This is a genomic window from Arthrobacter sp. 10N44_2, from assembly GCF_056394385.1.
In genome coordinates this window covers 35758-58782 of sequence record NZ_JBFTHT010000019.1, presented here as the reverse complement: position 1 = coordinate 58782, position 23025 = coordinate 35758, and the positions used below count along the sequence as shown (strand labels likewise).

Annotated in this window: 21 protein-coding genes and 1 tRNA gene; 7 read left to right on the top strand and 15 right to left on the bottom strand. The window is 66.9% G+C overall.

Going from position 1 to position 23025, the window contains the following annotated elements; translation table 11 throughout:
• Positions 1–71: 71 nt before the first annotated feature.
• The gene (locus AC1DBX_RS17540; protein ID WP_476932336.1) at positions 72–3467 is read right to left on the bottom strand and encodes a pyruvate carboxylase; all 3396 of its coding nucleotides are present in this window, start codon (positions 3465–3467) and stop codon (positions 72–74) included.
• A 317-nt stretch (positions 3468–3784) separates the two neighbouring features.
• Here AC1DBX_RS17540 and AC1DBX_RS17535 point away from each other — a divergent pair, with 317 nt between their 5' ends.
• Positions 3785–4666, top strand: a complete 882-nt coding sequence (locus AC1DBX_RS17535; RefSeq protein ID WP_476857893.1) for a ParA family protein — start codon at positions 3785–3787, stop codon at positions 4664–4666.
• A gap of 114 nt (positions 4667–4780) precedes the next feature.
• On the opposite strand, the gene AC1DBX_RS17530 is transcribed toward AC1DBX_RS17535, so the two are convergent.
• The 5 genes from AC1DBX_RS17530 to gcvH all read right to left on the bottom strand — a co-directional run bounded on the left by AC1DBX_RS17530 (position 4781) and on the right by gcvH (position 7995).
• A complete protein-coding gene (locus AC1DBX_RS17530) occupies positions 4781–5377 on the bottom strand; it encodes a MerR family transcriptional regulator (protein WP_028275903.1) in 597 nt (198 codons plus the stop codon).
• Positions 5378–5728: 351 nt separating this feature from the next.
• The gene (locus tag AC1DBX_RS17525) at positions 5729–6232 is read right to left on the bottom strand and encodes a bifunctional nuclease family protein (RefSeq protein WP_230009361.1); all 504 of its coding nucleotides are present in this window, start codon (positions 6230–6232) and stop codon (positions 5729–5731) included.
• Positions 6232–6954, bottom strand: coding sequence for a transcriptional regulator FtsR (ftsR, locus tag AC1DBX_RS17520; protein ID WP_026266235.1), 723 nt, complete (start codon positions 6952–6954; stop codon positions 6232–6234). Before ftsR ends, AC1DBX_RS17525 begins: the two co-directional genes overlap by 1 nt.
• A gap of 17 nt (positions 6955–6971) precedes the next feature.
• The gene (locus AC1DBX_RS17515; protein ID WP_028275906.1) at positions 6972–7448 is read right to left on the bottom strand and encodes an FHA domain-containing protein; all 477 of its coding nucleotides are present in this window, start codon (positions 7446–7448) and stop codon (positions 6972–6974) included.
• Positions 7449–7608: 160 nt separating this feature from the next.
• Positions 7609–7995, bottom strand: coding sequence for a glycine cleavage system protein GcvH (gcvH, locus tag AC1DBX_RS17510; RefSeq protein WP_079553886.1), 387 nt, complete (start codon positions 7993–7995; stop codon positions 7609–7611).
• A gap of 195 nt (positions 7996–8190) precedes the next feature.
• Here gcvH and AC1DBX_RS17505 point away from each other — a divergent pair, with 195 nt between their 5' ends.
• Positions 8191–9060, top strand: a complete 870-nt coding sequence (locus AC1DBX_RS17505) for an Fpg/Nei family DNA glycosylase (protein WP_476850403.1) — start codon at positions 8191–8193, stop codon at positions 9058–9060.
• Positions 9061–9161: 101 nt separating this feature from the next.
• Here the strand turns inward: AC1DBX_RS17505 and AC1DBX_RS17500 are convergent.
• The 9 genes from AC1DBX_RS17500 to AC1DBX_RS17460 all read right to left on the bottom strand — a co-directional run bounded on the left by AC1DBX_RS17500 (position 9162) and on the right by AC1DBX_RS17460 (position 17430).
• Positions 9162–9238, bottom strand: a tRNA-Pro gene (locus AC1DBX_RS17500).
• Between the two features lie 148 nt (positions 9239–9386).
• Positions 9387–10937 carry a ribosome biogenesis GTPase Der gene (gene der, locus AC1DBX_RS17495; protein ID WP_028275909.1) on the bottom strand — a complete coding sequence of 517 codons (1551 nt, stop codon included), beginning with the start codon at positions 10935–10937 and terminating at the stop codon, positions 9387–9389.
• Positions 10934–11614 (bottom strand): lysophospholipid acyltransferase family protein, encoded by a 681-nt coding sequence (locus AC1DBX_RS17490; protein WP_476850474.1) that lies wholly within the window; start codon positions 11612–11614, stop codon positions 10934–10936. Before AC1DBX_RS17490 ends, der begins: the two co-directional genes overlap by 4 nt.
• Before the next feature lie 73 nt (positions 11615–11687).
• On the bottom strand, positions 11688–12431 hold the full coding sequence (cmk, locus tag AC1DBX_RS17485; protein WP_476887846.1) for a (d)CMP kinase: 744 nt from the start codon (positions 12429–12431) through the stop codon (positions 11688–11690).
• Positions 12431–13540, bottom strand: a complete 1110-nt coding sequence (locus AC1DBX_RS17480) for a prephenate dehydrogenase (protein WP_476932335.1) — start codon at positions 13538–13540, stop codon at positions 12431–12433. The genes cmk and AC1DBX_RS17480 overlap by 1 nt, the downstream gene beginning before the upstream one ends.
• 2 nt (positions 13541–13542) lie before the next feature.
• A complete protein-coding gene (locus AC1DBX_RS17475; RefSeq protein WP_476850401.1) occupies positions 13543–14826 on the bottom strand; it encodes a pseudouridine synthase in 1284 nt (427 codons plus the stop codon).
• A 110-nt stretch (positions 14827–14936) separates the two neighbouring features.
• A complete protein-coding gene (gene scpB / locus AC1DBX_RS17470; protein WP_476932364.1) occupies positions 14937–15545 on the bottom strand; it encodes an SMC-Scp complex subunit ScpB in 609 nt (202 codons plus the stop codon).
• A 62-nt stretch (positions 15546–15607) separates the two neighbouring features.
• Complete coding sequence (locus tag AC1DBX_RS17465; protein WP_476932334.1) at positions 15608–16486, bottom strand: segregation and condensation protein A; 879 nt, start codon at positions 16484–16486, stop codon at positions 15608–15610.
• Positions 16487–16530: 44 nt separating this feature from the next.
• Complete coding sequence (locus AC1DBX_RS17460; RefSeq protein ID WP_018772307.1) at positions 16531–17430, bottom strand: ParA family protein; 900 nt, start codon at positions 17428–17430, stop codon at positions 16531–16533.
• A 356-nt stretch (positions 17431–17786) separates the two neighbouring features.
• Here AC1DBX_RS17460 and AC1DBX_RS17455 point away from each other — a divergent pair, with 356 nt between their 5' ends.
• The 5 genes from AC1DBX_RS17455 to AC1DBX_RS17435 are packed head-to-tail and all read left to right on the top strand — an operon-like array spanning position 17787 to position 23025.
• Positions 17787–18116: a hydrogenase maturation nickel metallochaperone HypA/HybF gene (locus tag AC1DBX_RS17455; protein WP_028275916.1), complete on the top strand. Its 330-nt coding sequence runs from the start codon at positions 17787–17789 to the stop codon at positions 18114–18116.
• Positions 18117–18118: 2 nt separating this feature from the next.
• Complete coding sequence (gene hypB / locus AC1DBX_RS17450; RefSeq protein ID WP_476932333.1) at positions 18119–19111, top strand: hydrogenase nickel incorporation protein HypB; 993 nt, start codon at positions 18119–18121, stop codon at positions 19109–19111.
• Between the two features lie 55 nt (positions 19112–19166).
• Positions 19167–20225, top strand: coding sequence for an NADH-quinone oxidoreductase subunit B family protein (locus AC1DBX_RS17445; RefSeq protein ID WP_476850398.1), 1059 nt, complete (start codon positions 19167–19169; stop codon positions 20223–20225).
• Positions 20226–20250: 25 nt separating this feature from the next.
• Complete coding sequence (locus AC1DBX_RS17440) at positions 20251–22044, top strand: nickel-dependent hydrogenase large subunit (protein ID WP_476932332.1); 1794 nt, start codon at positions 20251–20253, stop codon at positions 22042–22044.
• A 6-nt stretch (positions 22045–22050) separates the two neighbouring features.
• The gene (locus AC1DBX_RS17435) at positions 22051–23025 is read left to right on the top strand and encodes a NifU family protein (protein WP_476932331.1); all 975 of its coding nucleotides are present in this window, start codon (positions 22051–22053) and stop codon (positions 23023–23025) included.

Genomic DNA, 23025 nt, shown 5'->3' with positions numbered 1-23025 from the left:
CGACGGGCCTTCCGGGCGTACGCCGCACGCACCCTTCTGTGTTGATGGGCTACGGTGTTGCCGCGCTGCCGCTATTCGACGACGAGCAGCAGATCCCCGCCCTGGACCTGTTCGATCCCGGCGACGGCGAGCCGCGCGACGGTGCCGGCCACCGGCGTCGTGATGGACGCCTCCATCTTCATGGCCTCGATCGTGGCCACCGTGTCGCCGGCCTTGACGGTGTCCCCGGCCTTGACAGTCAGCGTGACGGCACCGGCGAACGGCGAGGCAACCTGGCCCGGCTGGGAGGCGTCGGCGCGTTCGGCGGCCTTGACGTTGCTCACCACTGAACGGTCGCGGACCACCACGGGCCGGGACTGGCCGTTGAGCGTGCACATGACCGTGCGCATGCCCTTCTCGTCCGGCTCGGAGACGGCCTCGAGCGAGGCGATCAGCCGGACGCCCTTCTCGAGCTCGATCTCGTGCTCGGCGCCGCGCTGCAGCCCGAAGAGGTAGTCCCGCGTGTCCAGCACCGAAAGGTTGCCGTAGGCCTCCACGCTCTTCTGGTAATCCTTCGTGGGACCGGCGAAGAGCAGGCGGTTGAGCGTGCCCCGCCGGGTCTTGGAATCGCCGTTGAGCGCGGCGCTGTCCTCGGCGCTGATCTCGACGTCGCGGACCTTGACGGTGCGGCCCTGCAGCGCCTTCGTCCGGAAGGGCTCGGGCCAGCCGCCGGGCGGGTCACCGAGCTCGCCGGAAAGGAAGCCGATCACAGAATCCGGGACGTCGTACTTTTGCGGGTTCTCGTTGAAGTCTTCCGGGTCGGCGTTGAGGCCCACCAGGTGCAGGGCGAGGTCGCCCACCACCTTGGACGACGGGGTCACCTTGACCAGCCGGCCGAGGATCCGGTCCGCCGCGGTGTACATGTCCTCGATCGCCTCGAAACGCTCGCCCAGGCCAAGCGCCATCGCCTGCTGGCGCAGGTTGGAGAGCTGGCCGCCCGGAATTTCGTGCTGGTAGACCCGGCCCGTGGGCCCCGGCAGTCCGGACTCGAACGGCGCGTAGACCCGGCGAACGGCCTCCCAGTAAGGCTCGAGGGCGCAGACGTTCGCCAGGCTGAGACCGGTGTCGCGCGGCGTGTGGGCCAGCGCGGCGACGAGGGCCGAGGCCGAGGGCTGGCTGGTGGTTCCGGCCAGGGAGGCCGATGCCACGTCCACGGCGTCCACGCCGGCATCCACGGCCGCGAGGAGCGTGGCCAGCTGGCCGCCGGCGGTGTCGTGGGTGTGCAGGTGGACGGGGAGGTCGAACCGCTCCCGCAGCGCCGAGACCAGGCGTGCCGCGGCAGCCGGACGCAGCAGTCCAGCCATGTCCTTGATCGCCAGGATGTGCGCCCCGGCGTCGACGATTTTCTGCGCCAGCTCCAGGTAGTAATCCAGGGTGTAGAGCGTTTCCTCCGGGTCCAGCATGTCCGCGGTGTAGCAGAGGGCAACCTCGGCGACGGCGGTACCGGTCTCACGGACGGCCCGGATGGCCGGGGCCATCTGGTTGACGTCGTTGAGGGCGTCGAAGATCCGGAAAATGTCGATGCCCGTGGCGGCGGCCTCGTTGACGAACGCCACCGTGACCTCTTCCGGGTAGGGCGTGTAGCCGACGGTGTTGCGGCCGCGGAGCAGCATCTGCAGGCACAGGTTCGGCATGGCCTTGCGCAGGGCGGCAAGCCGGTCCCAGGGGTCTTCGCCGAGGAAGCGCAGGGCGACGTCGTAGGTGGCCCCGCCCCAGGCCTCGACCGAGAGCAGCTCGGGGAGCATCTTGGATTCTGCGGGACCAGCCGCCACGAGGTCCCGGGTGCGCACCCGGGTGGCGAGCAGGGACTGGTGCGCGTCGCGGAACGTGGTGTCCGTGACGGCCACGGCGTCCTGCGCGCGCAGTGCACGGGCAAACCCTTCCGGGCCGAGTTCCTGGAGACGCTGGCGGGACCCTGGCCGGGCCGCTGCGTCATCCAGGGCCGGAAGCTTGTCCGCCGGGTCCGTGTGGACCTTGAGTTCGCCGTTGGGCTTGTTGACCGTGACGTCGGCAAGCCAGGTCAGCAGCTTGGTGCCGCGGTCGGCCGAGACCCTTGCCTTCAGCAGCTGGGGCCGTTCGTCAATGAACGAGGTGGCCACATCCCCGGCGACGAAGTCGGGATCGTCCAGGACAGCCTGCAGGAAGGAGATGTTGGTGGACACGCCGCGGATGCGGAACTCGGCGAGGGCGCGGCGGGCCCGGGCGACGGCGGCCGGGTAGTTGCGGCCGCGGCAGGTCAGCTTGACCAGCATGGAGTCGAAGTGCGGGCTGATCTCCGCGCCCGAGTAGACGGTGCCGCCGTCAAGCCGGACGCCTGCGCCGCCGGCCGAGCGGTAGCCGGTGATCTTGCCGACGTCGGGCCGGAAGCCGTTGGCCGGGTCCTCCGTGGTGATGCGGCACTGCAGGGCGGCACCCTTGAGCTGGACGCTCTCCTGGGACAGGCCCAGGTCCGCGAGGCTCTCACCGGCGGCGATGCGCAGCTGCGCCTGGACGAGGTCGACGTCGGTGACTTCCTCGGTCACAGTGTGCTCGACCTGGATCCGGGGGTTCATTTCGATGAACACGTGCTGGCCGGCCCGCTCACCCACCGTGTCGACAAGGAATTCGACGGTACCGGCGTTGACGTAGTTCAGCGCCTTCGCGAACTTCACGGCGTCGCGGTACAGCGCCTGCCGGATGCCTTCGTCGAGGTTCGGGGCCGGGGCGATCTCGATGACCTTCTGGTGGCGGCGTTGGATGGAACAGTCACGCTCGAAGAGGTGCATCACGTTGCCCTCCGCGTCGGCCAGGATCTGGACCTCGATGTGGCGCGGGCGCAGGACGGCCTGCTCCAGGAACATGGTGGGGTCGCCGAACGCGGCGTCGGCTTCGCGCATGGCGGCCTGCAGGGCCTCCGGGAGCGCCTCGCGGGTGTCCACGCGGCGCATGCCGCGCCCGCCGCCGCCGGCGACGGCCTTGGCAAAAATGGGGAAGCCGATTTCATCCGCGGCGGCGATCAGTTCGTCCAGGTCCTTCGACGGCTGGCTGGACTTGAGGACCGGGACGCCGGCCTTGCGCGCGGCCTCGAGGGCGGCAACCTTATTACCGGCGAGTTCCAGAACCTCGGCCGGCGGGCCGACGAAGGTGATGCCGGCCTCCTTCGCGGCCCGCGCCAGGCGCGGGTTCTCGGAGAGGAAACCGTAACCGGGGTAAATGGCGTCCGCCCCGGACTCCTTGGCGACGCGCACCACCTCATCAACGTCCAGGTAGGCCCGGACCGGATGTCCCTCCTCGCCGATCAGATACGCCTCATCGGCCTTCTGGCGGTGAATGGAGTTGCGGTCCTCATGGGGAAACACAGCGACAGTCTTGGCACCCAGCTCGTAGCTCGCGCGGAAGGCGCGAATCGCGATTTCGCCGCGGTTGGCCACCAGAATCTTAGAAAACATACTTCTCCTGCTTCATCGCGGGCGTATCGGTAAGTGCTCACAGTGTCTAGGACCTGTGCGGGCAAACACAAATCATTGTGGCGACTGTCACAGCATTATCCGTCACGGACGCCGCGATGGGCAGGGCCTTGGCCTTGGAGCTTTCCCCGTCCGTCCGATTGGCGAGGTTCTGGCGCCCCACGCCGGATGAAACGGGTTTCGCCGGAGCATCAACATATGATGAGTGGGTGGGTGGCGCATGCACGCCCCGGCTCCGAAGAACGCAGGAGCCGGCACGACCCCGTCTCGGCAACCGGCGTTAGGTATTGGTTTTTCAAGTGCAAGTAGTGAGCATCAGCAGCCTCAAAGGCGGTGTCGGCAAGACATCCGTGACCACCGGACTGGCGTCGGCGGCATTGGCCGCCGGCATCCCCACCCTCGTCGTCGACCTTGATCCGCATGCTGACGCCAGCACGGCCCTGGGCGTGAGTCCGGACGATCAGCTCGATATCGGCAGGATGCTGAGGTCGCCGCGGCGGGCACATCTGGCGGACAACGTGGTCCCCAGCGGCTGGGTGGAACACGCCCGGATCAACGGCCGCAGCAACGCCAACGGCAGTGCCAACGGCAGGATTCAGTCCGGCGCGGCAACCTCCGTCCTGGACGTGGCCGTCGGCTCTGCCTATACCGGCATCTACGACCGCCCCGACCTGGGCCGCCGCGACCTTCGCCGGCTTTCCACGGTCCTGGCAGGCGCCACGAACTACGAACTCGTCCTGGTCGATTGCCCCCCGTCACTGAACGGCCTGACCCGGATGGCGTGGTCCGCAAGCGACAAGGTGACCCTGGTAGCCGAGCCCGGGCTTTTCTCGGTGGCCGGCACGGAACGCACCATGCGCGCCATCCAGCTCTTCCGGCAGGAATTCGCCCCCAAGCTGTCCCCTGCCGGCATCGTGGCCAACCGGGTGCGCAGCAGTTCGGCCGAGCACACGTTCCGGCTCTCGGAGATGGAATCCATGTTCGGCCAACTGCTGTTGAGCCCGCATATCCCGGAGCAGGCCAACTGGCAGCAGATCCAGGGCGCCGCGCACTCCATCCACCACTGGCCCGGCGACTCGGCCAAGAATGCGGCAGGGCTCTTCGATGCCCTGCTGCAGAACCTGCTGAACCAGGGCGGCGTGGCCCCGGCCGGCGCTGTCCGCGACCGCAGCCTTCGGTAGCCCCGGACTGCCGTACACAGCCCAACAGAAATGAGGCCGCCTTTCCTGTCCGGGAGGCGGCCTCATCTTGTTGTACTTAGTTTCTGTGCTCAGTCACGTCTGCAGCTGTGGGAGCTAGCCGATCTTGCGGGCCGCCCGGCGTTTGCTCAGCTCGTCGTCGGGAAAGGACTGGTCCGCGGCGTGTTCGCTGGGAAGAGCTGCGAGGCTTCCTTCAACTTCGCGCCATACGCGGCCGACGGCGATGCCGAACACCCCCTGGCCGCCCTGGACGAGATCGATGACTTCATCTGCCGATGTGCACTCGTAGACGCTGGCGCCGTCGCTCATGAGCGTGATTTGGGCGAGGTCCTCGACGCCGCGCTCCCGCAGGTGTTCCACGGCGGTGCGGATCTGTTGCAGGGAGACGCCCGTGTCCAGGAGCCGTTTGACCACCTTGAGAACCAGAATGTCGCGGAAGCCGTAGAGCCGCTGCGAGCCGGAGCCGGCCGCACCGCGGACGGCGGGCTCAACGAGTCCGGTGCGCGCCCAATAATCGAGTTGGCGGTAGGTAATGCCGGCCGCCTTGCAGGCGGTGGGTCCGCGGTAGCCCGCGTCCTCGTCCAGAACGGGGAGATCCTCGGTGAACAGCAGGCCTTGGGCACCGCTGGCGGGCACAGCAACGCCGGCCGTTGAGGCCTGCTTCAGCTCGCCTGCTTCGCCTTTCGGACTCACGTGGACCCTCCTTATCGTGGGTTCCCCTGGGTTTGTTGCATCGGCAGCAATAGATGTGAACTGCTGCATGACACCGGATGAATATTTCATCCGTGTAATTCAGCCGGACTGCACCTTCCAGTGTGACTTGCGCGGCTACCGTATGCAATGGGAACTTGTACCTTCGACGTTAGGCCTGCCGGGGCCCAAGGTCAAAGACGTTGGGGCTATTCCAAGGGCGTGTCGAAAGTTTCATCCTCGACTTTAACGTTTGGTGCCGCCACAGCTGTCACGCACGTATCAGAAACACCAGCAGTCACAGGCACGCCCGCAATCGCGGCAGGTTCCCTGGCGCCGGTTGCCTGGGCCGGCTCAGCCGCCGAAGTCTTCGGGTTCGACGTCGTCGAGGAACTCGCGGAAGCGCCGCAGTTCGACTTCCTCGTCCACGGCGGGTCCGGGGTGCGTGTCCTCGCCCTCGTCGTGTTCGGTGATCCGGACGCCGGCCTCGTCCATGACGGCGTCGGCGCACCAGATCCGGCACTTGGCGCGCAGGGCAACGGCCAACCCATCGGAGGCCCGGGAGCTCACGGTGGTGCCGTTCTCGAACTGCAGCTGCCCGTAGAAGATGTTGTCCTCCACCGCCACGATGTTGACGCTGACGATCGTGTGGCCCAGGGCCTCGACAACGTCCACCAGGAGGTCGTGGGTCATCGGCCGGGGCGGGATGACCCCCTGCTGGGCCAGGGCGATGGCGCTGGCCTCCGGGGTCCCGATCCAGATGGGCACGTGGCGCTCACCATGGATTTCCTTGAGCAGGACAAGCGGCTGGTTGGACGGCAACTCGATCCGCACGCCGACAATCTCCACCTCAATCATCAGATGTCCATCCTTGAGATGCGGTCGTGGACCAGCGCCTGGTGCAAGGACAGGCAGAGGTCGCTGATTTCCCGGGCCGCCTCGGCGGCGCGGGCGTGGGAGGCTGCGTCCTTGCGGGAGGTCAGGGTGGCCACAGCACGCTCCACGAGCCCGAATTCGCGGTCGGCAGCCGCCTGGAAGGGCCGCAGGTGGCGGGGTTCCAGGCCATGGCTCTCCAGCTGGACGCAGGCCCGCGCGACCTGCAGCGCGTGTTCGTCGAATTTGCCGTTGACGTGCCCGATCAGGCCGTAGCTCAGGAGCGATTCCAGCAGTGGGACGCTCGCCCCGGATTCGGCGCGCAGCTGCTCCTCGCTGAGCCTGCGTGCCCGGCTCTGCAGCTCGGAGGCGAGCTCCTCGGAGACAATCCGCGGGGACAACGTGACGCCTGCCGGCAGGTTCTCCGGCCGTTCGCCCCGGTCGATCGCATCCAGGTAGTCCTTGATGACCTTCAGCGGCAGGTACTGGTCACGCTGGAGTGAGAGGACGAAGCGCAGCCGTTCGACGTCGTTCTCGGAGTACTGACGGTAGCCGGCAGGTGTCCGCTGCGGGTTGATGAGTCCCTTTTCTTCAAGGAACCGGATTTTTGACGCAGTCATGCTGGGGAAGTCGTCGCTCAGTTGAGCCAGGACTTCCCCGATGTTCAGAACCTGGGGTCCGCGCCGATCCGCATGTGCCGTGGCCACAGGCAACTACCCCGGAATCAGACGTTGCCTGCTGCGCGGGCAGGGCTGAGGTAGAAGGTGAGGCGGAATTTGCCGATCTGGACCTCGTTGCCGGACTTCAGTTCCACCGAGTCCACGCGGTCGTGGTTGACGTAGGTGCCGTTCAGGCTCCCGGTGTCCACAACCTCAAAGCTGCGCGCAGTGCGGCGGAATTCGACGTGCCTGCGCGAGACAGTGACGTCGTCGAGGAAGATGTCGGCGTCCGGGTGGCGGCCCGCCGTGGTGACGTCGGAGTCCAGCAGGAACCGCGCACCGGCGTTGGGGCCGCTGTGCGCGACGAGCAGGGCCGATCCGAAGGGAAGGGCCTCAACCGCTGCCCGTTCCTCAGTTGAAAGCTTCGGCGTGAAATTGGGTTCGTCGCGCACCGGAGTGAGGTTGATCGACGTGGTCTCCGAAGCCTTCACTCCACCCGTGCCGTAACCGTCACCGGTGTCGTTCCGTTCGTGCCCAAACATTGAGTCCTCCTCATTCGTTGCAGGTGTCCCCCCTGCAAACAACGCATGCCGTCCGGAAAAGCCTTGCAGTCCCGGTAATGAGGCCCTTCGGCGGGGCGCGGCTTTGTTTTGTTATCCCAACAACACTCGCCGGCGGCCCCGGCCCGAATGACCTCTGTCTTTAGCCTACCTGCTGTTCATACTCGGATGCACTGAGCAAGGACTCGACCGCGTCGGCTTCCGCGAGCTTGATTTCGATCAGCCAGCCTTCACCGTACGGATCGGAGTTGATAAGGGCGGAATCGGTGTCCAGCGACTCGTTCCTGGCCACCACCTCGCCCGTCACCGGGGCGTAAATGTCGCTGACGCTCTTGGTGGATTCGACCTCTCCGACGACGTCGTTGGCCTTGATGGTGGTCCCGACCTCGGGCATCTGGGCGTAGACGACATCCCCGAGGGCGTCCTGGGCAAAATCAGTGATGCCCACGCGCACAACCCCGTCGGCGTTGGGGGCCGAAACCCATTCGTGTTCTGCGGTGTAGGACAGGTCTTCGGGAATGATGCTCATGACGGGCCTTTCATCGGGTCAATCACCTGGCGGCGGCAGTCGTTTGTTCTAGCCGCCGCTGAAAGTATAGGCACATCGGGCAGGGGCCGGGGAGGCATCTGCGAAGATGGTGCCATGGCAGAACATGCTCCGCTGAAGGGCGGGAATGTGAACAACCGGGGCGCCGGGACCGTCCGGACACGTGAGGGCTAGGCCGTGCCTGAGCTTCCTGAAGTTGCGGCCCTGACGGACTTTCTGGACGAGCACCTGCGCGGAGCAATGGTGCGGAAAATCCAGCCGGTCTCCTTCGCCGTGCTCAAGACGGCAGACCCTCCCTACTCCGACCTCCAGGGCAAGGCCGTCAGCGGCGTGCAAAGGTTCGGCAAGTTTGTCAGCCTAGAAGCGGACGGGCTGCATTTTGTCTTCCACCTCGCCCGGGCCGGCTGGGTCCGCTTCACGGACTCCCCCACCGACGCCCAGCTGAAAATGGGGAAGGGCCACATCGCGCTGCGGCTGACGTTCTCGGGCGATTCCGGCCCGGTGGGCATGGACCTGACCGAGGCGGGCACGAAGAAGAGCCTGGCGGTCTATGTGGTCCGTGATCCGCACGACGTGCCCGGCATCGCGGCGCTCGGACCGGATCCGTTCAGTCCGGACTTCGACGTCGATGCCCTGGCCGGGATTCTCGGCTCCAGTTCCCAGCAGATCAAGGGCGTCCTGAGGAGCCAGGGCATCATCGCCGGGATTGGGAACGCGTACAGTGACGAGATCCTGCACGCCGCCAGGACTTCGCCGTTCGCGATCGCCAGGTCGCTGGACCGGACGGACGTTCAGCGCCTCTACGACGCCATCCACACCATTCTGGGAACGGCGGTGGCGGAGGCCAAGGGCAAGCCGCCCAACGAACTCAAGGACACCAAGCGGAGCCACATGCGGGTCCACGGCCGGACCGGCGAACCGTGTCCGGTGTGCGGGGACACGGTCCGGGAGGTTTCCTTTGCCGATTCCGCCCTGCAGTACTGCCCGGCGTGCCAGACCAAAGGAAAGATCCTGGCCGACCGCCGGACGTCCCGCTTCCTGAAATAGCGGATCACCGCGGACCTTCCTGGGAACACCACGGAGCGGATGTGTCCGGGAAACAGAAAACCCCGCCATTCCTTCATCAGGAATGGCGGGGTTTCAGCTGTTGGTCGGGCTGACAGGATTTGAACCTGCGACCCCTTGACCCCCAGTCAAGTGCGCTACCAAGCTGCGCTACAGCCCGCTGGTTCCTCCGTTCTCCGCCCGGAAGTCTTCCCGGATTCGCTCCAGGTTTTCTTCCAAGCAGTCCGGCCGAACCACCTCCAAAAGCTTACACGATCCGGGAGGGTGCCTGTGACAATTTCAGGCTGTCCCGGCAAGGTGTGTCGGAATTAACGTTTCTTGCCACGCTTTTCGCGCACGCGCATGTTGACCTCAATCGGCGTGCCCTCGAAGCCGAAGGTCTCCCGGAGGCGTCGGGTGATGAAGCGGCGGTATCCCGGATCCAGGAATCCGGTAGTGAAGAGCACGAACTTCGGCGGCCGGCTCGAGGCCTGGGTGCCGAACAGGATGCGGGGCTGCTTGCCGCCGCGGACCGGGTGCGGGTGCGCTGCGACAAGTTCGCCCAGGAACGCGTTGAGGCGTCCGGTGGGGATGCGCTTGTCCCAGCTTTCCAGGGCGGTGTCCAGGGCCGGAACGAGCCGGTCCTTGTGCCAGCCGGTCTTGGCCGAGATGTTCACGCGCGGCGCCCAGGCCACGTGTGCCAGGTCCTGCTCGATTTCGCGTTCCAGGTAGCGGCGGCGCTCGTCGTCGAGGAGGTCCCATTTGTTGAAGGCCAGCACCAGGGCGCGGCCGGATTCAACGGCGAGCTGCAGGATGCGGACGTCCTGCTCGCTGAGCACCTCGTCCACGGCCAGGAGCACGACGGCGACCTCGGCCTTTTCGAGCGCGCTCTGCGTGCGCAGGGAAGCGTAGAAGTCCGCGCCCTGGGCCATGTGCTGGCGGCGCCGGATGCCGGCGGTGTCCACGAAGCGCCACGTGCGTCCGCCGAGTTCGATGAATTCATCGACCGGGTCGCGGGTGGTGCCGGCGGTATTGTCCACCACCACACGCTCGGAACCGGCGAGCTTGTTCAGCAGCGAGGACTTGCCGACGTTCGGGCGGCCGATCAGGGCGATGCGGCGGGGGCCGCCGGAGCGCTCGAGGCCCTCAATCAGGGAATACTCCGGGAGGGTGTCCATGACGTGGTCCAGGAGGTCCGCCACGCCGCGGCCGTGCAGGGCCGAGACGGGGTACGGTTCGCCGAAGCCCAGGCCCCAGAGGGTGGCCGAGTCGGCTTCCTGGGCGAAGTCGTCCACCTTGTTGGCCACCATGATGACCGGCTTCTTCGACTTGCGCAGCATTTTCATGACGCCTTCGTCGGTCGCGGTCGCGCCCACGGCGGAGTCGACGACGAACAGGACGGCGTCGGCAAGTTCCACGGCCATCTCGGCCTGCTCCGCCACACGGGCGTGGATGCCGCGGGCATCGTGCTCCCACCCGCCGGTGTCCACCACGGTGAAGTTGCGGCCGTTCCAGTTTGCCGAGTACATGACACGGTCGCGGGTGACGCCGGGGGTGTCCTCGACCACGGCCTCGCGGCGGCCCAGGATCCTGTTGACCAGGGTGGATTTGCCCACGTTGGGCCGTCCGATGATGGCGAGGACCGGGTCCAGCTTGACCGGGCCGTCAAAGTCCTCGTCGTCGAAGTGGCCGCTCAGCAGCGCGGCGTCGTCTTCGTCGAGCTCGTAGTCGTCCAGCCCGGCACGCAGTGAGGCCGCGCGGAGTTCCGCTTCGTCATCGTCCAGGGCGGCAAGGTTTTCAGCCACCTGGTCGGTGCCGGTGGGCGTGTATTCGTCTTCGCCGGCGCCAAAATTGCCGGAGGTTTGAGTCGTATCGCTCATTGCACTTTCCTTAGGTGGTGATCTGCCGGCGTCCCGGCGACTTCTTCATGACGTTCATGCGGTGATTCCGCGTGGGGCAGGGGCTGCCCGGTTCTTAGTACTGAGTCCTGGACATGGCGCGCTAATGCGGCCCGGATTTCGGTTCCCGCCCTGTCCATTGAAACACGCCCGGTCTCGCCGGGCCTGCGGCTGACGTTGATGGCCCCGCCGAAGCTGACATGCAGACGCCGGCGCGGTGCGGGCACGGTGTCCAGGTGTTCGCCGTCGATTCTTGTGCCCAGGATGGCCACGGGGACCACAGTGGCGCGCGAGTTAAGCGCCAGCCAGGCGACGCCGTTGTTGATCGCGGCGGCCTCACCGCTCCCCCGCGTGCCCTCGGGAAGAATCCCGACGCACCGTCCGGCGTCGAGCAGGCTCCGGGCCGTGGCCAGCGCCGCACGGCCACCGCGGCGGTCGACGGGCAACTGGCCCGACGCGGCCAGGACGCGGCCGAGGAACCCGGTGAACATCTCCTGCTTGACGAGGATGTGCATCGGCCGGGGCGAGGCGCCGAACATGACGGGCCCGTCCAGGAAGCTGATGTGGTTTCCCGCGAAGATCACGGGACCGGCCGCGGGGACGTTGGAGCGTCCGCTGACCGAGGTGCGGTAGACGAGGTGGTCCAGGAGCCAGCCCACGGGCCGGCTCCACGCCGTCGTCCACTGACCGGGCAGGGAGGCCGGCGCTGTCCCCGGCAGTCCGGCGCGCCCCTCAGTCACCGTGGACGGCCCGGAGCGGAACGGGAGAGTGGTTGACCACGGTGTCCACGATGTCGAGGGCGGCCTGGACCGTCTCGTCAAAGTCCAGGTCGGAGGAGTCCAGGGTCACGACGCCGTCGGCGGCCGTGGTGAAGTTCACTACGGTGGAGTCCTTGGCATCGCGGTGCGTGACCTGGGCTGCCAGCTGCTCGGCATTCTGGCTGCCGCCCAACTGGATGCCGCGGCGGCGCAGCCGGGCTTCCTCGCTGGCGGTCAGCAACATCCGCACCTCGGCATGGGGCGCGACGACGGTGGTGATGTCCCGGCCTTCGACCACCATGCGGCGGTGGTGCTTTTCGATCAGCTCGCGCTGCCGGCGGATCAGTTCAGTCCGCGCGCCCAGGGTGGTGGCGACGGCGCTGACTGCCGCGGAAATGGCGGGTTCACGGATGGCGAGAGTGACATCGTGCCCGCCGACGCGGACGTACTCTTCCTGCGGGCTGGTGCTGATTTCAAGCGGCAGGGTCTCTGCGGCGGTCTCGACGGCGGCCCCGTCGTCCAGGTCCGTGCCGCTATGCAGGCAGAACCATGTCAGGGCGCGGTACATCGCGCCGGTGTCGAGGTAGGCCAGTTTCAGCCGGCGGGCCACCTCTTTGCTCACGCTGGATTTGCCGGAGCCGGAGGGGCCGTCGATGGCAACCACAAGGCTTTTTCCGGGGCGGACTACGTCCACTGTCTCGATGAGTTCCTGGGTCATTACTGGAGTACCCGCCATCCACGGTCGTTGAGGGCTGCTATCAAAAGGTCGTGCTTGTTGGGCAGGGCGGAAATTTCCACCATGCCCACATTCTGCCCCGAAGAGTGGTCGAGGCGGAGGTCTTCGACGTTGACGCCGATCTCGCCGATCTCGGTCAGCAGCTTGGCGATCTGTCCGGGTGTGTCATCCACCAGCACCGTCAGCCACGAGTATGCCTGCGGGGGGCCGCCGTGCTTGCCCGGGATCCGGGACTGGCCGGCGTTGCCTTCGCTGATCAGCTGGGCAAGGTCCAGCCGGGCGCCGGGAGCGGCCGGTGCCTCCAGGGTGCCGATCAGCCGGTTGAGGTCCTCGCGGACTCCGTGCAGGATTTCCACCACTTTTTCCGCGTTCGCGCCCAGGATCTGGACCCAGAGCGTGGGATCGCTTGCGGCGATCCGGGTGACATCCCTCAGCCCGTTGCCGGCCAGGGACAGGGCGTGCAGGGGCGTGCCCTGCAGGCGGCTGGCCACGAGCGAGGACATCACCTGCGGCAGGTGTGAGACGAGCGCCACGGCTGCATCGTGCTCGTCGGCAGCGAATTCGGACACGACGGCGCCGAGATCGCCGGCCAGCGCACGCGCCACCCGCAGGGACTCCGGCAGTGTCTCCTCCGCCGGGCACACGACCCACGGCATGGAGGTGAACAGCTCGCCCCGGGCCGCGACCGGGCCCGATTTCTCGCGCCCGGCCATGGGGTGGGTCCCCACGTAGCGGCCCAGGTCCGCACCGCGGCTACGGAGATCGGCCAGGATCTGCGCCTTCACGCTCGCGATGTCCACCACGACGGCGTGCGGGTAGTCCTGGAGCGCCTTGGCCACGACGTCCGCCGTGACATCCGGCGGCGCGGCCACGACGACGAGCTCCGGCGCCTCCCCCTTGAGGCGCGCCAGCGGCAGGCCGGCGCCGATGTCGACGGCGACGGCCTGGTTGGTCGGCGAGGGATCCGAGAGGAACACGGGGACGCCCCGCCCGCGCAGCCCCAGCCCGATGCTGGTGCCCAGTAGCCCGGAGCCCAGGACGAGCACCGGGCCGTTCAGGTGGCCGCGGCCGTGCGTGCGGAAGGCGGACATGCTTACAGCCCCACGGAGGCCAGCAGGTGGCCGACTTCCTGCTTGCCGAGGTTGCGGATGCTGCCCTGGCGCTGGTCGCCGAGCCCGATGGGGCCGACCTTGACGCGCACCAGGCGCAGCACGGGGAAGCCGACGGCGTCGAACATGCGCCGGACGATCCGGTTCTTGCCCGAGTGCAGCACGACCTCGATCAGCACGTGGCCCGGGGTCGAGTCGACGAGCTTGAAGGAGTCCACCGAGGCGATGCCGTCCTCGAGTTCGACGCCGCCCTTGAGTTCGGCGCCCACGCCCTGCGGGAAGGGCCCGCGGACCTGCACGAGGTAGGTCTTGGGCACTTCATAGGACGGGTGCGTCAGGCGGTTGGCGAGCTCGCCGTCGTTCGTCAGCAGCAGCAGCCCTTCGGTGGCGACGTCAAGCCGGCCCACGTGGAAGAGGCGTTCGCCGTGGTGGTTGCGGACAAAGTCGCTGATGCACGGGCGGCCGTCCGGGTCCTCCATGGTGGAGACAACGCCCTTGGGCTTGTTGAAGACCATGTAGACCATGTTCTCGTCCAGCTGGATGCGCAGTCCGTCGACGTGGATCACTGCCGTCTTCGGGTCGACGCGCACGCCGAGTTCGGTGACCACCTGGCCGTCGACCTCGACGCGGCCCTCGGCGATCATTTCCTCGCAGACCCGCCGTGAGGCGACGCCGGCGGAAGCCATGACCTTCTGGAGGCGGGTGCCGTCGGCGTCGTGCAGCTCAGACTGCGGCACCTCGGCTCGGGGTCCGCGCTTGCGGGCCGGCTTGCGCACGGGCCCGAGGTTCTGGCCGAAGCGTTCACTGCCGAAGACGCGGGAACCGGTGGCCTTGGCCGCTCCGGCGCCGACGCGCGGCTTGGGTTTGAGGGCGCCGGGAGTGCCGGGGGCCTTGCCGAAGCCGGGCTTGCGGGCTGCTGCCTTGCGGGCGGCCTCCTTGCCGGAAGGCGCTTTCGACTTCCAGTCAGCGGAAGCCGGGCGGGCGGCCGACGGCGCGCCGTCCGGACCCTGCAGGTCCGGATCGATGAAGGCCTCTTCGCGAGGCTTGGGGTGCTTGAAGGGGCGGTCTCCGCCGCCCTTGTAGCCGGCTCCGCCGCTGCGGCCTGCGCCGCCCTGGGAGCTGCGGCCTGCGCCGCCCTTGTAGTCGGCTCCGCCGCTGCGGCCCGCACCGCCCTGTGCGCCGCGGCCTGAGCCTTGCGCTGAGTTTTGTCCGGCACTGTTACGTCCCGAACTGTTACGTGGTGAACCCTGGCGTCCCGCCTGTGTCATGACCCGTCCTTCGTTTGTTGGCCGACGGCCGCTGTCTCCCGACAACACCCGCCGACTGGGCAAAATGATTCTGCCCTAGTGGATACTCGTGCGCAGGCAGTTGTTCCTGCCTACATTCTTCCAGCGTCGTAAAACTCTTCGATGCCTTCAAGCCCCGGAAGGTGGGGTGAAAGCTGTGGCAATTCCGCCACCGAGCCGATTCCCATTCGCTCCAGGAAATACGACGTCGTGCGGTACAGGATTGCTCCGGATTCAGGATCGGTTCCCGAATCCTCGACCAGCCCCCGCTGCGTCAGCGTCCGCACGACAGAGTCAACGTTGACTCCTCGAATTGCAGACACCCGCGCCCTAGATACGGGCTGGCGGTAAGCGATGACGGCGAGCGTTTCGAGCGCCGCCTGCGTCAGCCTGGCCGTCTGTCCTTCCAGCACGAATTCGCCAACGATCTCGGCGAATTCAGCGCGGGAATAGATCCGCCAGCCTCCGGCGATATTCCGCAATTCAAAACCCCGGGCGGTGGCGCTGAAGCCGTTCAAACTGGCATCGTCCACATCCGGGGCATTAACAGTATAACCGTTATACTCCCGCTGCAGTTCAGCCAGCAGGGTCTCTACGACGTCGACCGTCAGGTTCAGCCCGGCTGCCAGGGCCTGGGCCGTGGCCGGTTCGTCGATCACCATCAGGACCGCTTCGAGGGCCGCGCGGGCACCCCCTGGCAGGCTCGCGACGTCCGGCCCGGCGTCCGGGCCGGCCTCGCGGGCAGCGTCAGGGAGTCGTTCGTTCACGGTTGGTCCTCGTATTCTTCACTCAGGTTTTCGCTGCTCCACCCCTGGGTATCGGCCGTCCAGTGCACCGTCAGTTCCCCCAGCGGCAGCAGCTGGTCAAAGCCCACTGCCCGGTCGCGGAACAGCTCCAGCAACGCCAGGAACCGCGCCACCACCACCAGCGTGGATTCGGCGTCGGCGATCAGGGCCCGGAAGCTCAGCGGCGTGCCCAGCCGCAGCCGGTTCCCCAGCAGCTCGGCCTGTTCCTTGACGCTGACGGGCGCACCGTGCAGGTGCTCGAGGCCTACTTCGGCGGGGGCTGCCTCCTTGGATTTGAGGGCCGCCTCGGCCAGGGAGGCGAACTGGGCAGGGGTGTGCCGCCACAGCAGTTCCGGAAGCAGGGCAGCGAAGTGTCCCTCAAGGGCAACCTGCCGGGGATAGCGCCGGGCCTCAAGCTCGAGTGTGGAGCCGATCATGCCGGCCACCTGCTTGAACGCCTTGTACTGCAGCAGCCGGGCGAACAGGAGGTCCCGGGCCTCCAGCAGGGCAATGTCCTCATCGTCCTCAACCTCGCCCGCGGGCAGCAGCCGGGCCGCCTTGAGGTCCAGGAGGGTGGCCGCGATCACCAGGAATTCGCTGGCCTCATCCAGGGCCCACTCCTCCCCCAGCTGCTGCAGGCCCCTGATGTACTTGATGAATTCGTCAGTGACCGTGGACAGCGCCACCTCGGTGATGTCCAGCTGGTGCTTGGAGATCAGGCCGAGCAGGAGATCGAACGGGCCGGTGAAGTTGGCCAGCCGCACTTCGAATCCGGGCTTTTTGACGCCCTGTTCTGCTGGGTCCTCCGGCCGCGCGGCCCGCGCGGATTCCGCGCGTGTGTCGAGCTCCGCAGGCATGTCGAGATTCGCTGGCGGAGAAAAGGCGCCTGCCACGACCCTGGCTAGGGCGCGCCGCCGCGCGAGATCAGCTCTTTGGCCAGGCGGCGGTAGGCGTCGGCACCGACGTGGTTGCCCGCGTAGGTTGTGATGGGCTCGGCCGCGACCGTGGCGTCGGCAAATTTGATCGAGCGCTTGATGACGGTTTCGAAGACCTTGTCGCCAAAGGCCTCCACGAGGCGGGCGATCACCTCGCGGCCGTGCAGGGTCCGGGCGTCGTACATCGTGGCGAGCACGCCGTCGACCTGCAGGCGCGGGTTGAGGCGGTCCTGGACCTTGTCGATGGTTTCCACGAGCAGCGCCACGGCGCGCAGGGCAAAGAATTCACAGATCAGCGGGATGATGACCCCATGGGCGGCGGTCAGCGCGTTGACGGTGAGCAGGCCGAGCGAGGGCTGGCAATCGATCAGGACGACGTCGTAGTCGTCCTCGACCTTTTTCAAGGCCCGGTCCAGCACCTGTTCGCGGGCCACTTCATTGACCAGCTGCACCTCGGCGGCGGAAAGGTCGATGTTGGCCGGGAGCAGATCCACGTTTTCCACGCCGGTCTTCTGGATGGCGTCGCGGATGTCCACCTTGCGGTCCATCAGCACGTTGTACACCGTGAGGTCGAGCTCGTGAGGATTGGTGCCCAGGCCGGCGGACAGGGCACCCTGCGGATCGAAGTCGACCAGGAGCACGCGGCGGCCGTATTCGGCCAGGGCGGCGGCGAGGTTGATCGTGGACGTGGTTTTGCCCACCCCGCCCTTCTGGTTCACCATGGCGATAACCCGCGCAGGACCGTGGGAGGACAGCGGCGCGGGCTCCGGAAAGTCGCGTTGGGGCCGCCCGGTGGGGCCCATGACGGCGTCTTCCAGATCGAGTTCGGTGCCTTCCAGAGTTGCTGAACCCTGTTCGCTGCTCACGTATCTATCCACACTTTCGATGACGGTGATTGTCGTGCTTCATTTTGCCGCCTCCGGGCTCCCGGAGCCCAGCGCGTTCCTCCCAAGGTTACAGCGCCCGACACGGTATTCGCCGGACCTTGACACTGCGCCGGAGGCTGTGCCTTGACGTTCGAGTTGAAGTCGAAGGTTGCTGCCGGGCTGTCACGGCGGCCCGGGCGTGCCGGCAGGCACGCCCGGGGGGACGCCGAGGGGACGCCCGCAGGCGCGCAGCGAGGGGCTGAAACAGGCAGGCGGGCCCGCGCTCCGGCGGCCCCGGAGATATTGAAGTTTGTACCCCGCAGGCCTACATTGAAACGACGAGGTGGCAGCGGCTCATGCACGAACTTTCGATCACGCAAAGTCTTGTAGAGGCGGTCCTGGACCGGACCGGTGGCCGCTCCGTGACGGGCGTCAACCTGCGGATCGGACCCTTGAGCGGCGTCCTCCCGGACGCCGTGCGCTTTTGCTTCGAAGTCGTTTCAGCTGACACGCCGCTGGCCGGGGCAACCCTGACGATCGATGAATCCGAGGGCCGGGCCAGATGCCGCAGCTGCCGCGACGAGTTCGTCCTTGAGGACATGTTTCTGCTCTGCCCCTGTGGCAGTGCCGATGTCGAAGTCGTCAGTGGCCGGGAGCTCCTGGTCACCTCGGTGGAGGTTGCGTAGACATGTGTGCGACGTGCGGATGCGGCGACGACGCCGGCACCAGAGTTTCGGACCTCGACGGCACTGTGCACGACATCTTGCCCGCTGCTGCGGCCCCGCACGAACATCCGCATCCGCACGATCACGGCCATCCCCACGATCACGATCACGGCCATCCCCACGATCACGATCACGATCACGATCACGATCACGATCACGATCACGGCCATCCCCACGATCACGATCATGATCACGGCCATCAGCATCCCCAATCCCCCGGGACAGCCGACGCCGGGCACAGCCCCGCGGCGGAGGGACGGACCCTCATCTCCCTGGAGGAGAACCTGCTCGCCAAGAACGACCTCCTGGCCGCACGGAACCGGGGTTGGCTGGAAGGACGCGGCATCCAGGCCTTCAATGTCATGAGTTCCCCAGGGGCCGGCAAGACCACGCTCCTGGTCCGGACCATCAGGGAACTTGCCGGTGAGCTGGAAATTGGTGTGATCGAAGGGGACCAGGAGACCTCGCTGGACGCCGACCGGATCCGCTCCACCGGGCGGCCGGTGATCCAAATCAACACCGGGGCAGGCTGCCACCTGGATGCCGGGATGCTGCAGCGGGCGCTGGGCGCGCTGGATCCGGTCCCCGGATCGACACTCTTCATCGAAAACGTGGGCAACCTGGTGTGCCCCGCATTGTTCGACCTCGGCGAATCGGCCCGGGTCGTCGTGATCTCAGTTACGGAGGGCGATGACAAACCGCAGAAATACCCCCACATGTTCCTGGCTGCCGACCTGGTGATCATCAACAAAGCAGACCTGCTCCCCTATGTGGAGTTCGACGTCGAGCGTTGCGTGCGCCAGGCGCGCCTGCTGAATCCCGGCGTCGACGTCCTGACCCTGTCAGCCACCACCGGCGACGGCATGGACGGCTGGCTGGAGTGGATCCGGAAGAATCCCCACCCGGCGGCGGCTGCCGCCGGGAGTGCGCCGCGCTCTGGCGGACTACGCGTTTGACCGTTGACGCAACATTCGAGCCGCGGCCACAGGGCGGGCTCCGAAGGAGGCAACGATGCCTACAGCTACTGCATTGAAAGCGGAAGAAACCTTGATCCACGTCCTGTGGATCAATGCCGGACTCAGTTGCGACGGTGACTCCGTGGCCCTGACGGCGGCAACCCAGCCAAGCGTCGAGGAGATAGCCCTTGGGGCGCTTCCCGGACTACCCAAGATTGCCATGCACTGGCCGCTGATCGACTTCGAATGCGGCCCGCAGCAAGGCGCCGACGACTTCCTCGAGTGGTTCCGCAAGGCGGACCGCGGCGAGCTGGAGCCGTTTGTGCTGGTGGTGGAGGGGTCCATCCCGAATGAAAAGCTGCACGCCGCGGGCGGCTACTGGGCGGCCTTCGGCAACAACCTCGACACCGGACAGCCGATCACCACCAGCGAGTGGCTGGACCGGCTGGCGCCCAAGGCGACGGCGATCATCGCCGCCGGGACCTGTGCGACCTACGGCGGCATCCATGCCATGGCCGGAAACCCCACCGGCGCCATGGGGGTGCCCGACTATCTCGGGTATGACTGGCGCTCCAAAGCCGGGATCCCGATCGTGTGCGTCCCGGGCTGCCCCATCCAGCCGGACAACCTTTCCGAAACCATGACGTACCTGCTGTATCAGGCCACCGGACAGGCCCCCATGATTCCCCTGGATGAGGCGCTCCGGCCGACCTGGCTGTTTGGCCAGACGGTGCACGAGGGATGCGACCGCGCGGGATACTACGAACAGGGCGACTTCGCCACCGAATACGGGTCCCCGAAGTGCATTGTCAAGCTCGGCTGCTGGGGGCCGGTGGTCAAGTGCAACGTGCCCAAACGCGGCTGGATGAACGGAATCGGCGGCTGCCCCAACGTGGGCGGCATCTGCATCGGCTGCACAATGCCGGGCTTCCCGGACAAATTCATGCCGTTCATGGACGAACCTCCCGGCGGCAAGCTGTCGACCGCCTCGATCATGCCGTACGGCAAGACCATCAGGACACTGCGGAACATCACGAAGCACACGCTGGACCAGGAACCCCGCTGGCGCAAACCCGGTAATGATCTGCTGACCGGCGCCAAGCGGACCTGGTAGGGACGCTAGGCAGAGAGGCAATGCAATGACTTCGACGATTCCGATGCCCCCAGCGGACGGTACCGCGGGCGAGAACCTGGTAGAGATGGCCTGGGACCCGATCACAAGGATCGTCGGCAGCCTCGGCATCTACACCAAGGTCGATTTCAAGAACAACCAAGTGGTGGAATGCCACAGCACGTCCTCGATTTTCCGCGGCTATTCCATCTTCATGCGCGGCAAGGACCCCCGGGACGCACACTTCATCACGAGCCGGATCTGCGGAATCTGTGGCGACAACCACGCCACCTGTTCCTGTTACGCGCAGAACATGGCCTACGGCGTGAAGCCGCCCCACCTCGGCGAATGGATCGTCAACCTGGGCGAGGCTGCCGAGTACATGTTTGACCACAACATCTTCCAAGAGAACCTGGTCGGCGTGGACTACTGCGAGAAGATGGTCTCCGAAACCAACCCGTCGGTGCTGGCCAAAGCCGAGAACACGCCGGCCCCGCAGGCAGCCGCGCACGGCTACCGCACCATCGCGGACATCATGCGCTCGCTGAACCCGTTTACCGGGGAGTTCTACCGCGAGGCACTGCAAGTGAGCCGGATGACCAGGGAAATGTTCTGCCTGATGGAGGGCCGGCATGTCCATCCCTCCACGCTGTATCCCGGCGGCGTGGGCACCGTGGCGACGATCCAGCTGATGACGGACTACATCACCCGGCTCATGCGGTACGTGGAGTTCATGAAGAAGGTCGTGCCGATGCACGATGACCTCTTCGACTTCTTCTATGCGGCCCTGCCCGGGTACGAGCAGGTGGGGCTGCGGCGCACCCTGCTGGGCTGCTGGGGGTCCTTCCAGGACCCGGAGTTCTGCAATTTCGCCTACAAGGACATGACGGAGTGGGGCCGGAAGATGTTCGTCACGCCCGGCGTCGTGGTGGACGGCAAACTCGTGACCACGGACCTGGTGCGCATCAACCTGGGGATCCGGATCATGCTGGGCTCGTCCTACTACGAGGACTGGGGCGACCAGGAAATGTTCGTCACCCGCGATCCGCTGGGCAACCCGGTGGACCGCCGGCACCCCTGGAACCAGCACACCAACCCGCGGCCGCAGAAGCGCGACCTCGAGGACAAGTACAGCTGGGTGATGTCACCGCGGTGGAATGACGGCGAAAGCAACCTGGCGCTGGATACCGGCGGCGGCCCGCTGGCCCGGCTCTGGTCGACCGCTCTTGCCGGCTTCGTCGACACCGGCTACCTCAAGTCAACGGGCAGCAGCGTCCAGATCGAGCTACCCAAGACTGCGCTGAAGGGCCCGGTGACCCTGGAATGGAAGATCCCGCAGTGGAGCAACACGCTGGAGCGGAACCGCGCCCGGACCTATTTCCAGGCCTACGCGGCGGCCGCCGCCCTGCACTTCGCCGAAAAGGCGCTCGAGGAGATCCGGGCCGGCCGCACCAAGACGTGGGAGTCCTTCGAGGTGCCGGAGGAAGCCATCAGCTGCGGCTTCACCGAAGCCGTCCGCGGCGTGCTCTCGCACCACATGGTGATCCGCGACGGCAAGATCGCCAACTACCATCCCTATCCGCCGACGCCGTGGAACGCCAGCCCGCGCGACTCCGAGGGAACACCGGGCCCGTATGAGGACGCGGTGCAGGGCCAGCCCATCTTCGAGGAGAACGACCGCGATCATTTCAAGGGCATCGACATCATGCGCACCGTCCGCAGCTTTGACCCCTGCCTGCCGTGCGGCGTCCACATGTATCTCGGCGACGGGCAGACGCTGGACTTGCTGCACTCCCCCACGCAGTCGCTCACCGGTGAGTAGCCCGCCATGGACCGGGAGAATCTGTTGGGCTCGGCAGGTGAACGGATCAGTTCCCTCCTGGACGCGCTGGGCTCGGGCGGTCCGGTGGCCCGGGACCGGGCGGAAGAACTGGTCCGGCAGGTGACGGAACTGTACGGTGCCGGGCTGGAACGGATCCTGCACGTGCTCGATTCGCAGGGTGCGCTCGGGCCCGGAACGCTGTCCGCCCTCACGTCCGACCCGTTGGTGTCGGGCCTGCTCCTGATCCACGGGCTGCACCCCGTGGACCTGCCCGGCAGGATTGCCGGCGCCCTGGACTCGGTCCGGCCCTACCTCGGCTCGCACGGCGGCGATGTGGAACTGCTCGGCATCAGCGAAGAAGGCGTCGTCCGGCTGAGGCTGCTGGGCAGCTGCCAGGGCTGTCCGTCGTCGTCGGTGACGCTCAAGCTCGCCGTCGAGGACGCGATCGAATCTGCGGCGCCCGAGGTGACCGGCATCGAAGTGGAGGAAGCGGCTCCCGCCGCCGTTCCCGCCCTCATCCCGGTCGGCGCCCTGCGCTCGCGGCTGGACGGGCTGGGCGGCCCGCCCGACGGCGGCATTCGCAGTGCCGCGCCGGACTGGGCGGTCCCCGACTCAGGCACGCCGGCCCCAGGCACGTGGCAGGCGGTCCCGGCCCTCGCTGAGCTGGAGTCCGGAGCCGTGGCCGGCTTCCTGGTGGCGGGCGTGGAGGTGCTCACGTGCCGGATCGGCCCGGACGTCTACGCGTTTGTGGACCGCTGCCCGCGGTGCACCCACACCATGCAGGGCGCCTCGCTGCAGCGGGCGCTGGCTGCCCCGGTGGGCGGGGGGCTGTTGCGCTGCCCGCACTGCCGCAGCCACTTCGACGTCCGGAAGGCCGGGGCCTGCCTCGAGGACAAGGGGCTGCATCTTGATCCCCTTCCGCTGCTGCTCCGCGACGGGGTTCCCTCCGTGGCCGTCCCCACCACCGCGGACCCTCTGTGA